Raw genomic sequence first — 15,409 nt, 5'->3', positions numbered from 1 at the left:
ACTAACAAGAGTTTTTTTATCGAATATTTAGTTTTAGAAGTAAAAAAAATTTAAATTTAAAATTATCAAGAAGTTTTTTAAGGTAATTATTTAAAAATATAGTTACTTTGAGTAAAACTTGACACATGTGCTCAAAAAATCTAGGTATAATGATGCAATTTTTGCCCAATTTAAATACTCAATATTCTACACTGATTGAACTTTTGCGCTATCGAGCAAATCAACAAAAAGACAAGCAAGCTTACATTTTTATGACTAATGGAAATGTAGAAGGTGATGCTTTGAGTTATAAAGAGCTAGATCGTCAAGCAAGAGCGATCGCAGCGCAATTACAAAAGTTTCAAGTGCAAGGTGCACGAATTCTCTTGCTTTATCCTCAAAGTTTAGAAGTTATAGCTGCTTTCTTTGGTTGCATGTATGCAGGAGCGATCGCCATTCCCGCTCCTGCTCCAGAAGCTAGTAGACTCAAGCGAACTTTACCTCGACTACAGGCGATCGCCAAAGATGCTCAAGCCTCCTTTGTACTTACCACGAGAGGGATTATTTCCTTAGTTGAGGAACAGTCAAAGCAAACTCCAGAATTTGAGGCAATGCACTGGCTAGCTACCGAAGAAATAGATTTAGAATCGGCTCGGGGTTGGCAAGAGCCAAATATAGCTAGTAATGCTTTAGCATATCTACAATACACTTCTGGTTCTACTTCGACACCAAAGGGCGTAGCAATAAGCCATCAAAACATTCTATTTCACTGTGCCAATTTACAAAAAGCATGCGGATACAATGAAGATAGTGTAACAGTTACCTGGATGCCCTATTTTCACGATTATGGGCTGGTAGAAGGACTACTCGAACCACTGTACAATGGTACTCCTTGCTACTATATGTCTCCCTTTAGTTTTATTCGGCGACCGTTTCATTGGCTCCAGGCGATGTCTCACTATCGAGCTACCCACAGTCAAGCGCCCAATTTTGCCTACGAACAATGTGTGCGTCGAATTACGCCAAAACAAAGAGAACAACTAGATTTAAGTAATTGGCAAGTAGCAGGTAATGCAGCAGAACCCATTAACCCCAAAGTTTTAGAAAGTTTTATCCAAACTTTTGCCTCGTGTGGTTTTCGTCCTCAGACAATGAGTCCTGCTTACGGACTAGCTGAGGCAACTTTATTAGTTTCGACCAGCACGTCAACTGAAGCACCAGTTATTCTTAATCTTCAACCAAGTGCTTTAGAAAAAGGTCGAATACAAAAAGCAGATAACTCCGAGCCAGTAGTACGACGGTTAGTAAGTTGTGGAGGGTTAGTCTGTGATACTCAGGTGGCGATTGTTAACCCCCAAACTTTGACTAGATGTGACTTCGATGAAGTAGGTGAAATTTGGGTTTCTGACCCCAGTGTAGCTCAGGGCTATTGGCAGCGTGAAACAGAAACAGATGCTACTTTTCGCGCCTTCATTGCCGATACTGGGGAAGGTCCCTTTATGCGTACTGGCGATTTGGGATTTATCTATGAGGAAGAACTATTTATCAGTAGCCGGATTAAGGATGTAATTATCATTCGCGGTACTAATCACTATCCCCAAGATATTGAATGGACAGTACAGGAATCCAACTCATCCTTAAGACCGGAAAATGGAGCTGCTTTTTCCGCAGAGGTGGATGGAGAAGAGCGACTAATAATAGTTCAGGAAATTGAGCGGGGTCATTCACAGAAAATAGATCCAGATCGAGTGATGGAAACTATCTGTAAATTAGTAGCCGAAGAACATGAAATCCCTGTCTACGCCGTTAATTTACTAAAAACCGGCACCATTCCCAAAACCTCCAGCGGTAAGATTCAACGTAGTGCTTGTCGACGAGATTGGCTCAATGGAAATTTAAGTGTGATCGCCAGTTGGCAATCTCCTATAGCCAATTTGAGAAATGCTGATAACAGAGAGCAATCTTTAGAATTGAAACAAAAAAATGGAGCAAGTAATAATAGGTATCATTCTCTTAATCATGTCACTTCTCTTCAAGCACAAAAAGTAGAGCCAGCTACTAACAACTCAGCTAAAAATAGTAAAGCGAAAACGGATGAATTAATTCAATGGTTGCGTAGTTATGCTAATGAGCGAGTTAATTCTCGTCTAATAGATGAACGCAGGTGTATACCTCCCTATATTGTGCTTGATTTGGGTAATCGTGGGCTATTAGGATTGCAAGTTCCCGAGTCCCAAGGAGGTTTAGCCCTTAATAATTCCGATACGATGCGGATTATGGAACAGTTGGGCGCGATCGACCAATCCCTAGCATTAGTTGTGTTCAATCATAATATTTTGGGAACTCGTCCGATCCTTAAGTATGGTCGGAGTTCATTACAACAAGAATTGATTCCTCAACTAGCTACAGGTCGAGAACTGGCTGCATTTGCGGTTTCGGAACCTGGTGCTGGCTCCAATCCTCGAGGGATCGCTACTACCGCTACTCCCGAAGGAGAAGGAGTCTGGCGCTTAAAAGGAACTAAGTATTGGAGTGGTTTAGCAGCTTGGGCTGGAGTGATTAATATCTTTGCTCAAACTTTAGACCATCAAGGTCAACCAAAAGGAATTAGTGGTTTTGCGGTGCGTCAAGACACGCCAGGATTACGTCAAGGTCCTGAGTGTATGACTTTGGGAATGCGAGGCATGATTCAAAATACTATTTATCTTGAAGGTGCCAGAGTAACGGCAAATCAACTTTTAGGTGAAGTTGGTCAGGGTATGAATGCTGCTCAAGATGCCATGATGTATGGTCGTTTAATTATCGGTGCCTTTGGTTTGGGTGGAATGAAACGCTGCGCTCAACTGATGCTACGTTATGCCTCTCGTCGATCTATTTCTACCGGACGATTATTAGATAATCCTGTCACTTTAGCGCGATTAGGAGAACTCAACGCCCAGATTGCCGGCTTAGAGACATTAATTGCCAGGATGACTAGATTACTCGATCGCGGTCATGTTTTACCTGTCGAACCGTACATTGTTTGTAAAATTGCGGGAGCAGAGTTTTTCTGGCAAGCTACGGACAGCCTAATACAACTTTTAGGAGGAAGAGGTTATCTCGAAAATAATATTGCACCTCAACTTTTACGAGATGCGAGAGTATGTCGAATTTTTGAAGGTCCGACAGAAACGCTTAATATGTATTTGGGTTCTCGGACTCTCAATCAGAGTGATGAATTACACCGATTTCTCTCTCACATATTGGATGCTCCAGATCTAGCTCGGGACCTACAAACTATTGTGGCTCAAATCCAAGAACGTCATTTAGATAAGCAATCTGCTTTCTCTGATCGCACTACATCTATGCGTTGGGCTGCTACCCTAGCAGGAGAAATTGCCACCTCGGCTATTTTACTGGCTGTTCTCCAAGAAGCTTGCAGACAGAATACCTCAGAGCGTTTGCTTCGAGCAAGGGAATGGGCAGAGCTTAGTTTTGAGCATAAGTGTCAAACAGCTTTGTGGGGAGGTCCTAGAGAAGCAATATTAGCGAATGGAGAAGTTACCAGCTCAATTATTGGTAATTATACTCAGACTATTGGAGATTTAGAACAAACTCTGGCAGGAGAAGATCAAGGATTAGATGAATATTTAAGACTAGAACGGGAGCCAGATAATCAATTGCGTCCTCAGGTGATATTCGATAACGCAGATATAAGTTTAGATCGGGAAATAAAGAAATTAAGTAATAATAGCTCTTCAGATTCAGTAAACGACTCCCAAACTATTGCACCTATAGAGAATAATTCCATTTACACTGTTGAATCGATCCAAAACTGGATGATTAACTTACTGCACAAAGAATGGAGAATACCAATGTCATCACTCGATCCGAGTCAATCTTTTGCTGACTATGGTTTGGATTCGGTAATGGCAGTAAATTTAGCCCAAGAAATTGAAGATTGGTTGCAATCACCTATAGAAGCCACTATTGTTTGGAACTTCCCTACCATTAAGTCTTTAGCCCAACATTTAGCTAGTGAACTTAATCAACTATTAGCAAATTCTCAAGCTGACCAAGAAATAGTAGAACCTGATTTAATGCCATTGTCTAATTCGCAGACAATGACAGAGGACTTAGAAGAAATATCAGAGGCGGAAATGGCTCAATTACTTAACGAACAAATTGCTGTCGTTCGCCAAAGAAATTCTAATTAAGACTTTTTTCTACCTCAACCCCAAATCTCAACTAGCTAAACCCTATATTTGAGGTACTAGTAAATGAATCACAATCAAACTAATCCAGAACATACTGAGCATCGATCGCTGTTAAAAAATGCTCTGCTAGAACTAAAAAGAATGCACGCAGAACTAGATGCGCTTGAAAAGGGAATTACTGAACCGATCGCTATTGTCGGTATGGGTTGCCGTTTTCCTGGGGGGGCTAATAATCCTCAAGCTTATTGGGAGCTGTTACGCAACGGAGTCGATGCTATTAGTGAAATTCCCTCAGACCGTTGGGATGTGGATGCTTACTACGATCCCGATCCAGAAACTCCGGGTAAGATGTATACTCGCTACGGCGCTTTTCTCAAAAATGTCGCGGAATTCGATCCGCAATTTTTTGAAATTTCTCCACGGGAAGCTCACAGTATGGATCCCCAACAACGATTGTTACTGGAGGTGACTTGGGAAACTTTAGAAAACGCAGGTATCGCTCCTCATAGTCTCAAAGGAACTCAGACAAGTGTGTTTATGGGAGTTTGTTTTGATGACTATGCCAAATTTAATGTTAAGTCGACAGATACTGCACGCATCTCTGCTTACGATAGTTTAGGGAATTTTCGCAGTGTGGCAGCAGGAAGGATCGCTTATTTTCTGGGGTTACAGGGTCCAACCATGCAGTTGGATACCACTTGTTCTTCGGCACTTTTAGGTATTCATTTAGCTTGTCAAAGTCTGCGAACTAAAGAGTCTAATTTGGCTTTAGCAGGAGGTGTAAATTTGATGCTGGAACCAGGAACTACAATTGGTTTCTGTAAGCTCAAGGCTTTATCTGCTGACGGTAGATGTAAGACTTTTGATGCTGCTGCTAATGGCTATGTGCGAGGAGAAGGTTGTGGAATAGTCTTACTCAAACGACTCTCTGATGCTTTAGCTGATGGCGATCGCATTCAGGCAGTAATTAGAGGTTCGGCAGCTAATCATGATGGACGTAGTAATGGCTTGACTGCCCCCAATGGTTCGGCACAAGAAACATTATTACGCCAGGCTCTAGCTCATGCTAAAGTCAAGCCTCATCAAATTCAATATGTGGAAGCTCATGGTACCGGGACATCTTTAGGCGATCCGATAGAAGTTTCTGCTTTGGGTCGGGTTTTGGGGAAAGGACGTTCTACTGATGATCCTTTGATGATCGGTTCAGTTAAAACTAATTTTGGTCATTTGGAAACCGCAGCCGGTATTGCTGGGGTGATGAAAGTGGTCTTATCTTTGCAAAATCAAGAAATTCCGCCACATTTACATCTCAATGAACCAAATCCTTACATTCCTTGGCATAAATATCCCTTAGTTGTCCCAACAGAACCAATTTCTTGGTCAGCCAAGGCAGGAACAAGATTAGCTGGTGTTAGTTCTTTTGGAATGAGTGGCACTAATGTTCATGTGATTTTAGAACAAGCCCCTCAACCTACAGTGGTCAAAGCTAAAGATTCAATAGAGCGTCCTCGTCATCTGCTTACTTTATCAGCCAAGAATGAAGCTGCTTTACGGCAGATGAGCCAAGATTATCTACAGTTCTTAGAGTCTAATTCAGAAGCATCTTTGGCAGATATTTGTTTTACTGCCAATACAGGGCGATCGCATTTCGACTGTTGTTTAAGCTTAGTCAGTAAATCTAATTGGCAATTTAAAAAACAGCTAACTGCTTTCACTTCTCAACAACAGGTTACAGGGTTAATCAGCGGAACAGTAAATAAAAGTAGTAATAAAAAAATTGCTTTTCTCTTTACTGGACAAGGTTCTCAGTATCAAGGAATGGGGTATCAACTCTACCAAACTCAGCCTACTTTTAAAAAGACCATTAATCGCTGTGGGGAAATAATTAAACCCTATCTAGATATATCTTTACTAGATATTCTTTATTCTCCAGCGGAAATAGAGAAGCGATCAACAATGATTGATCAAACCAAGTACGCTCAACCTGCTATCTTTGCGGTGGAATATGCTTTAGCTAGACTGTGGCAATCATGGGGAATTGAGCCTTCAGTAGTGATCGGACATAGTCTTGGGGAGTATGTCGCTGCGACTATTGCAGAAGTATTTACCCTCGAAGATGCTTTAAAGTTAGTGATTGCCAGAGGACATTTGATACAGCAATTACCCTCAGGAGGAGCAATGGTATCGGTCCTCGCTTCAGAGTCAAGAGTTCAACAGGCGATCTCCCGAAGGACAGTGGCTGTGCCAATCACACCTTATGTGCCAGAAGTATCGATTGCAGCTATTAACGGTATTAGTACTGTTATTTCTGGTGAGGAAGCAGCGATCAAAGCTGTAGTTATGGACTTGGAAACAGAGGGGATCAAAACTAAAAAATTAAATGTTTCCCATGCTTTCCACTCTCCTTTAATGCAACCAATGTTGGCGGAGTTTAAGCAGGTTGCCCAAACAATTAATTATGCCCCACCCAAACTGAATCTGATTTCCAATCTCACAGGCAAATTAGCTACTACCGAAGTGGTGACTCCAGAATATTGGTGTCGCCATATTCTTCAGCCGGTGCGCTTTGCTCAGGGAATAAACACTTTAACGCAACAGAAATATCAAATATTTCTCGAAATTGGCTCTAAACCAATTTTGTTGGGCATGGCTCACTCATTTTTAACTACTCAAGCACCAACAAATTCTTCAGCCTACACTTGGTTGCCTAGTTTACGCCCAGGAAAAGATGAATGGCAACAAATGCTCCATAGCTTGGCGCATTTATATGTTCAAGGAGTAGCGATAGATTGGTCAGGTTTTGATCGCGATTATTCCCGCTTGAAAGTCGAGTTACCTACTTATCCTTTTCAACGTCAGCACTATTGGGTAGAAAAATACTCTCCAACACCGTATCTTGAAAGTTTAAATCCTCTTACTTCTTTACTAAATCAAAATAACAATCAAGACTTAATCCAGCAATTAACAAAAAGCGGCGATTTTTCAGCACAGGAACCAAAAAAACTCTCAAAAGTTTTAGATGTCTTAGCTAAGCAAAATCTGGCGCTAAAAGAAGTCCCAGCCAAAGAAGTTAACTTAGGATCTCAATCACCCAAGCTAAGGCAACAATTAGAACAAGCTTTACCGCATCAACGCTTGGATTTATTAACTATCTATATTCAACAAGAAGTTGCCTCTGTGTTAGGTCTGGATGAAGAGCAACTACCTGAATTGCATCAAGGATTTTTTCAACTGGGGATGGATTCGTTAATGGCAGTCGAGTTGAAAAATCGACTCGAAATCAGTCTAGGATCTTCTTTGCCCACAACTATTACCTTTAACTATCCCAACATCGCAGCTTTGGCTAAATATTTGGTGACTCAAATAATTCTAGTAGAAACTCCAGAAGATACCAATACCATCTTAGAGGTTGATAATTCTGAGTTAACTTCCCGGGAGACTGAATTAGATCAGCTTTCAGAAATTGAGATGGAAGCTTTGCTAATGGAAAAATTACAAACATTATCGGGGCAAGCTTAAATGAGTAACACTGCAAACAACTCCCCTTTAAAACAAGCTTTTTTGGCTTTGGAAAAAATGCAAGTCAAACTCAAAGCAATGGAGGCAGCTCAACATGAGGCGATCGCTATTGTTGGTATGGGTTGTCGTTTTCCTGGTGGAGCTAACGATCCTGAATCTTTCTGGCAATTACTAAAAGATGGGCAAGATGGGATTGAAGAAGTACCTCGCGATCGCTGGGATATTAATCAGTACTACGACCCCAATCCTGATACTTCTGGCAAAATGTATACCCGCTGGGGTGGCTTTTTAGACAGTAAGGTAAATGAATTCGATCCTCACTTTTTTGGTTTAACTCCTCGGGAAGTTAGCAGTATGGATCCCCAACAAAGATTATTACTAGAAGTTAGTTGGGAAGCATTGGAATATGCGGGTATTGACCCCGATCACCTTAGAGGTAGCTCTACAGGGGTATTTATAGGCATTAATACGGCAGACTATGGAGAATTACAAACCCAGTCTCAAGATATTAGTCAACTAGGGGCACATTTCTTTACTGGCAATACTTCTAGTGTAGCGGCGGGTCGTCTTTCCTATATTTTAGGTTTACAAGGTCCAACTCTAGCAGTAGATACTGCCTGTTCTTCTTCTTTAGTATCGGTGCATTTAGCTTGTCAGAGTTTGAGAGCTAGAGAATGTGGCTTGGCAGTTGTCGGTGGAGTTAATTTGATGCTTTCACCCCAAACTAGTATTGTTCTCTCACGGATGCGGGCATTGGCTGCCGATGGTCGTTGTAAAACCTTTGCAGCCAATGCCGATGGTTATGGAAGAGGAGAAGGTTGCGGTGTGGTTATCCTCAAACGTCTTCAGGATGCTATTGTGGATGGCGATCGCATTTTAGCCCAGATTCGAGGAGTAGCTATTAATCATGATGGTTCCAGTAGTGGGCTGACTGTTCCGAATGGATTGGCACAGCAACAGTTAATTCGCTCTGCTTTGGCCAATGGAAAAGTCCAGCCTAAAGAAATTAGTTATGTAGAAGTTCATGGAACGGGTACTGCTTTGGGAGATCCCATCGAAGTTGAAGCTTTGGGAGCAGTATTAAGTAAGGGACAAGAGGTCACTTTAGGTTCGGTTAAAGCTAATATTGGTCATCTAGAAGCAGCCGCAGGAATGGCCAGTTTAATTAAGGTGGTCTTGGCAATGCAAAAAGGGCAAATACCCCCTCAGCAGCCTATAGCTCAACTTAATCCCGTAATTGACTGGCAAAATCTCTCTTTTAATATTCCTCATCACTTAATTCCTTGGGCTTTGTCTCAAGGAGAACGCCGTCTGGCTGGTGTTAGTTCTTTTGGCATGAGTGGCACTAATGCACACATTATTGTAGAAGAATCAAGCTCCACGATTGCGAAATCCTCCTTGACTGACAATTGTCTATCTGCACCAAATCGCCCATTACACCTATTAACCCTATCTGCCAAAAATGAGGCAGCTTTGATGGAGTTAACCCAGCGATACAGTAGCTTCCTAGCTAAAAACCAAGATAAGTCCCCAGAAAATATTTGTTTTACGGCTAATACAGGGCGATCGCATTTTGAGCATCGTCTTAGTGTGATCGGTAATTCGGTGGAGCAAATAGAGAAAAAACTTGTTAGTTATGCTTCAGGTAAGACAACTACTGGTTTGTATCAGAGAAAAGTAAATAAGGGACAAAATCAAAAAATAGCCTTCCTATTTACTGGTCAAGGTTCTCAATATCCAGGAATGGGAGATCAACTTTACCAAACTCAGCCTACTTTTAAAAAGACCATTGATCGCTGTGGAGAAATTTTAAAGTCTTATTTGGATATACCTTTACTAGAGATACTCTATCCTTCTGAGGAGGATCGATCTTCGGTGATCAATCAAACTCGGTACACTCAACCTGCTATCTTTGCGGTGGAATACGCTTTGGCACAATTATGGCAATCTTGGGGCATTCAACCTGATATTGTCATGGGTCATAGTGTCGGGGAATATGTAGCAGCTACAATTGCTGGTGTATTTACCCTAGAAGATGGTCTGAAGTTGATTGCTCAACGAGGACGTTTGATGCAAGCTTTACCTCCTTCGGGAAAAATGGTGGCTGTCTTTGCTTCTGAAAGTAAGGTCAAAGAAGTTATTCAAGGGTATGAAGGTCAAGTCACAATTGCAGGGATTAATGCTCCGGAAAATATTGTTATTTCTGGTCAAGCTGAGGTTATGGAGCAGATTTTAGCAAGTTTAACTGTAGCGGAAATTGAGAGTAAAGCCCTTAAAGTTTCTCATGCTTTCCACTCTTCTTTGATGCAGCCGATGTTGGCAGATTTTCGTCAAGTAGCTGCAGAGATTAACTATAAACTACCCCAGATGGATCTCATAGCTAATGTCACGGGATCAATAGGCACGAAAGACATAGCTACCTCAGAATATTGGTGTCGTCATATCCTGGAGCCAGTTAAATTTGCTGTAGGAATGCAAACATTGCACGATCAGGGTTATAAGCTATTTATCGAGATTGGAGCTAAACCTACTTTACTGGGAATGGGACGTAGTTGCTTACCAGGAGAAGGTACTTGGTTGCCTAGTCTCCGTCCCGGACAAGATGATTGGCAACAAATGCTCCAGAGCTTAGCACAACTATACATTCAGGGAATATCTATAGATTGGGCGGGGTTTGATCGCGATTATGATCGTCATAAGATCGAGCTACCTACTTATCCTTTCCAACGTCAGTCTTACTGGTTTGAGCAAAGCAAACCCCAAGCGAAAATTAACCAGGAAAATCATGGTACTGCGATTGTGAATCTACTCCAGCAAGGAGATACGGATAATTTAGCGCACCAGTTGGTAAATAAAACTAATTTCTCCGCTTCCGAAGTAGAGTTATTGCCAAAAATACTCCAAATTTTAGCCCAACAGCACCAACAACAAGTAAGAGTAGCTGCTGTCCAAGATTGGTTTTATGAATTGGCTTGGCAACCTCAACCCCGACTAGAGCAGAATCAACCAGAAAGTGATCAGACAGGTACTTGGTTAATCATGAGCGATCGCACTGGTGTTGGTCAAGCTATGGCAGAACGGCTGGAGCAACGAGGGCAAGCTTGTATTTTGGCTTATGCCGCTCAAACTTATGACAAAGTGTCGGCAGGAGTTTGGCAGCTAAATCCTGCTCAGCCTGAACAGTTTGAGCATCTTTTAGCAGAATTTAGTGATTTAACTTTGACTAGAATAATTCATCTCTGGAGTTTAGATATACCGACATCGGCAGAGTTAAATATTTCTAGTTTAGAATCCGCTCAGTTACATAGTTGTGGTAGTACTCTCTATCTAGTTCAGGCTTTGGCTAAGTACCAGAGAGTAAATTTGCCTAAGTTGTGGTTGGTAACGCAAAAGGCAACGGTAGTAGGCTCTGAGTCTCCAGCTATAGCTCAATCTTCTTTGTGGGGTCTGGGTAAAGTTATCGCTGATGAGCATCCAGAATTTTGGGGAGGATTATTGGATTTAGACTCTCAAAATAGTACTATTAGTGTTACTTCTATAGTCAGAGAAATTAAAGATTCTGAGGGAGAGGATAATCTGGCTTTTCGAGATAGTCAGCGTTATGTCCGTCGTTTAGTCAGACAAAAAAAATCAGCTAACTTCTCTGGTTTATCTTTACAAGAAAATGGTACTTACTTAGTTACTGGTGGTTTTGGAGCTTTGGGTCTTAAAGTTGCTCAATACTTGGTAGATTTGGGAGCAAAATCTTTGGTTTTGTTGGCTCGTCGTCAGCCTAATTCTGAGCAGCAGCAAGTCTTGGCTCAACTAGAAGAGCAGGGAGCTGAGGTTAGTTTGGCTCAAGCTGATACATCTAGTGAAGATGATTTACTCAGAGTACTAGCAAAAATCAAAACTAATCTACCGCCACTCCGGGGTATCATCCATACTGCGGGAGTGCTGCGGGATGGTGTTTTAGTCAGTCAAAATTGGCAGTGTTTTACTGAGGTGATGGCTCCCAAAGTAAAAGGAGCTTGGTACTTACATAGTTTGACTCAGGATTTGTCTTTGGATTTCTTTGTTCTCTTTTCTTCGGCTACTTCTTTTTTGGGTTCACCAGGACAAGGAAATTATGCCGCTGCTAATGCCTTCCTGGATGCTCTCTCTTTCTATCGTCAGCAACAAGGATTACCAAGTACCACTATTAACTGGGGTCCTTGGGGGGAAGTAGGTATGACCGCGAGAATGGATGACCGCGATCGATCTCGAATGAGAGCTAAAGGATTAGAATTAATGAAGCCAGCATACTCTCTACAGGCTTTAGAGCAAGTTTTAGGTCAAAATATGACTCAAGTTGGTATATTTTCCCTTGATTGGACAAACTGGCTCAAACAATTTCCCAAAACCGCTCTACCAGCTTATCTTAAATCAATAGCGGGTGAGGTTAAACAATCAACCGAAAAAGGTGAATCAGAAACATCAGAAACCAAAATATTCCAAGTATTACTGAATGTATCTTCTCAAGAGCGAGAATCAATTTTAGTTGCCTATTTACAAGAGCAAATTGCCCAAGTATTACAATTAGATGCCAAAGAATTATCCACAGAAGATAATTTAATTGATCGCGGTATGGATTCCTTAATGGTTATGGAGGCTATTAATCAATTCCAAGAGCATCTCCAATTAATGTTATATCCTCGCGAATTCTATGAACGTCCCCGAATTAAAATTTTAGCTCCATATCTTTTATCAGAGTTTGAGCAGATCCATGGTGATTTATTAATTAAGCCAGAACTAGATACTATTTCTCCAGAACAAGCCCTTGCTAATTTTAAAGCCGTTGTTCATAATCTTCCTCAACAACCTAATAGTAAGCCTCCTGTTTTTATTCTTTCTAGTCCTCGCTCAGGTTCAACTCTGTTACGAGTTATGTTGGCTGGTCATTCTGAATTATTTTCTCCTCCAGAATTACATTTACTACCATTTAATAACATGACGGAGCGTCAGGAAGAACTAGCTCTTTCCTATTTTGGCGAAGGATTACAACGAGCCTTGATGGAAATTATGGAGATAGATTCCTCAGCCAGTCAAGCTATTCTCGATGAAATGGTATCCCAGAATTATTCTATTCAGCAGGTTTACCAAGTTCTCCAGCAATTAGCAGGCAATCGTCAACTAGTAGATAAATCCCCTACTTATGGGATGAGTCGAGAGACTTTAGCCAGGGCAGAACAAATGTTTGAGGGAGCAAAATATATTTATCTTACTCGCCATCCCTATGCTGCGGTCGAATCTTTTGCGCGGATGCGGATGGATAAACTAATCGATTCTCAAAATTCTCATCCTCATCAGGTAGCAGAGAAGATTTGGGCAACTAACAATCACAATATTCTCGATTTTTTCCAGCACTCAGTAGAGCCAAACCATTATCACCAAGTGCATTATGAAGAATTGGTACAACAACCGCAAATGGTTATGGAGGGTTTATGTAAGTTTCTCCAGATTCCTTTTGAAGAAAACTTGATGCAGCCATATGAAGGTAAACGGATGACTGATGGGATTCACGCCAAATCTATGCCTATTGGCGATCCAAATTTTACTAAACACAATCAACTCGATCATAAACTAGCAGAAACTTGGAAGACAATTCAGTTACCCTATCCTTTACAAGAATCTACCATCGAGATTGCAAAACAACTCCAATATGAATTGCCAGCAGTCGATAATACTCAGGTGCAATCAAAGCTCAACCTAGTATTAGAAGAAAATAAAACTTCACTAGATACATCCTGCTCTGAGTTCTTAGCAATGCGGGAGTCGTTTGTAGATATTCGAGGTCATCGTCTTTGTATCTGTGAATGGGGTGACAAAGATAAACCATTAGTACTCTTGCTTCATGGCATTCTCGAACAAGGTGCAGTTTGGTCAGAAGTTGCCCTACCTCTGGTAAAAATGGGTTATTGGGTAGTTGCTCCCGATCTCAGAGGACACGGACGCTCCGATCATTTAGAGGGAGGAAATGTATCTTTCATCGATCTCTTAGCAGATATCGATCTCTTAGCTAGAAAACGTAGCGATAGACCCTTTACCTTAGTTGGTCATTCTCTGGGTTCAATTGTAGCAGCCATGTTAGCTAGTACGCGATCGCCCAAAATAAATTCTTTAGTTTTAGTAGAGACGGTGTTACCTTCTAGTCCTAAAGACCAAGAGATTGTAAAGCAACTAACTACTCACTTAGATTATCTAGCTTCTGCTCCCAAACATCCAATATTCCCCGATGTTGCTACTGCTGCTAGCAGACTAAGAACAGCTGCTCCTACTATGTCAGCAGCATTATCCCTACAACTTGCTCAACGTATTACTGAACCTTTTGGTGATGGAGTGCGTTGGCGATGGGATCCTTTATTGCGTACTCGCACTCTCATGAATTCTTGTGGGTTTCCATTAACCCCTGTTCAATATCTGGAGTTGCTATCGCAAATTAGAGTACCTATTACTTTAGTTTATGGCGATCGCAGTAATTTTAATCGGCAGTACGATTTATCAGAACTGACGGCAGCAATGCCCACAGCTCAAAGAATAGTTATGTCGGGAGGACATAACCTACATATCGATCATCCTGATGCTTTAGCAGCAGTTATTACTAAAGCAATGGACTCGAATTCAACCATCAGTCAGCAGTCGTTGACTACTAATTAATCAAGCTAATTAAGTATAAGTAATAACGAGGTTCTAGTCATGATTAGATTTAATCGCATTTTTGCTAATGCAGAATTGCTGTGGGAAATTCCCCTCGCTCTCTTCTCTTTTGTTTTCTTTAAGTTGATGAAATTCGCGATCAGAAATTTATATAATTTCCGCTTATCCAGAAGCGACCAACAAAACCTTAAGTGGCTTCCCTTATCTAAAGACATCTTAAAAACTCCCATTACGTTGCCGTTTTGGATGACATTTGGTCCTCGTCTAAATACTCATGCCATTATTGCCACAGTAGGACCATTTAAAGTCAACAAATCCCTGGATTTATTGGTCGAAGCCGCAGAAAAATCAGCAAAATCCTGGACAATCGTGGTTTATAAATTTCCCGATTACCAAACTGTTATTCGGCTCGGTTATGGAGATTCAAAATATGACAATCAATGGGAGTCAATAGAGTTACCATCGGGAAAATATCTTCTCGGCTTGAGATACTACAACTGGCAGGAGCAAGTTAAACTGCCTGCTGTCAAAGTAGACGGTGTGGAAATTGTTCATTCTAAAACTATTCCTGAAGATATTAACAATTTCTATTACGAATTAAGAAAACAAGAAAATTGGTTCTATTTCTGTCTTCATTACTATCTATTTCCGATGTTTCGCTTGCGGAAATGGCTACCGGAATCATTGATCAAAAAAGAATTTTTACCCGTAGGCGATCCAGCACTTGTTTATTACTATGGCTTACTGGAAAAACAAGAATCGCTAAAACTGACTTTAAACCCCATCATTTTTCAGAATTATGAAGTCTATATCACTATGTATGATCGCGCCAGTTTTGCTAGTTCATTTTATCAAATTAAGGAAACGAATCATGTCACAAATCCGTTAGAAACTGCTGGCTTTTACCTATTACGCATTCGACAAAAACCAGCAATACAAGAACAATTTGTCAGTGAATGGGTTGAAATCAAAGTTCTGATGGCAAACTCTGAGGCGATCGCCGTTAATAGTTATTCCTAAACACAAAAACGGCAGCTTAA

At 41.1% G+C, this 15,409-nt stretch carries 4 protein-coding genes; all 4 read left to right on the top strand.

Annotation, left to right across the window (positions count from 1 at the left end; genetic code table 11):
* Positions 1–149: 149 nt before the first annotated feature.
* On the top strand, positions 150–4,175 hold the full coding sequence (locus tag PLEUR7319_RS37535; RefSeq protein WP_019509583.1) for an AMP-binding protein: 4,026 nt from the start codon (positions 150–152) through the stop codon (positions 4,173–4,175).
* A gap of 63 nt (positions 4,176–4,238) precedes the next feature.
* A complete protein-coding gene (locus PLEUR7319_RS0133330; RefSeq protein ID WP_019509582.1) occupies positions 4,239–7,694 on the top strand; it encodes a type I polyketide synthase in 3,456 nt (1,151 codons plus the stop codon).
* Positions 7,695–14,369, top strand: a complete 6,675-nt coding sequence (locus tag PLEUR7319_RS0133325; RefSeq protein ID WP_019509581.1) for a type I polyketide synthase — start codon at positions 7,695–7,697, stop codon at positions 14,367–14,369. It begins immediately after the preceding gene.
* A 39-nt stretch (positions 14,370–14,408) separates the two neighbouring features.
* On the top strand, positions 14,409–15,389 hold the full coding sequence (locus PLEUR7319_RS0133320; protein ID WP_019509580.1) for a DUF6208 family protein: 981 nt from the start codon (positions 14,409–14,411) through the stop codon (positions 15,387–15,389).
* Positions 15,390–15,409: the final 20 nt, after the last annotated feature.

Source organism: Pleurocapsa sp. PCC 7319 (genome assembly GCF_000332195.1).
GTDB lineage: Bacteria > Cyanobacteriota > Cyanobacteriia > Cyanobacteriales > Xenococcaceae > Waterburya.
The sequence above is the reverse complement of the archived record's forward strand: the minus strand, read 5'-3'. Positions and strand labels throughout refer to the sequence as shown.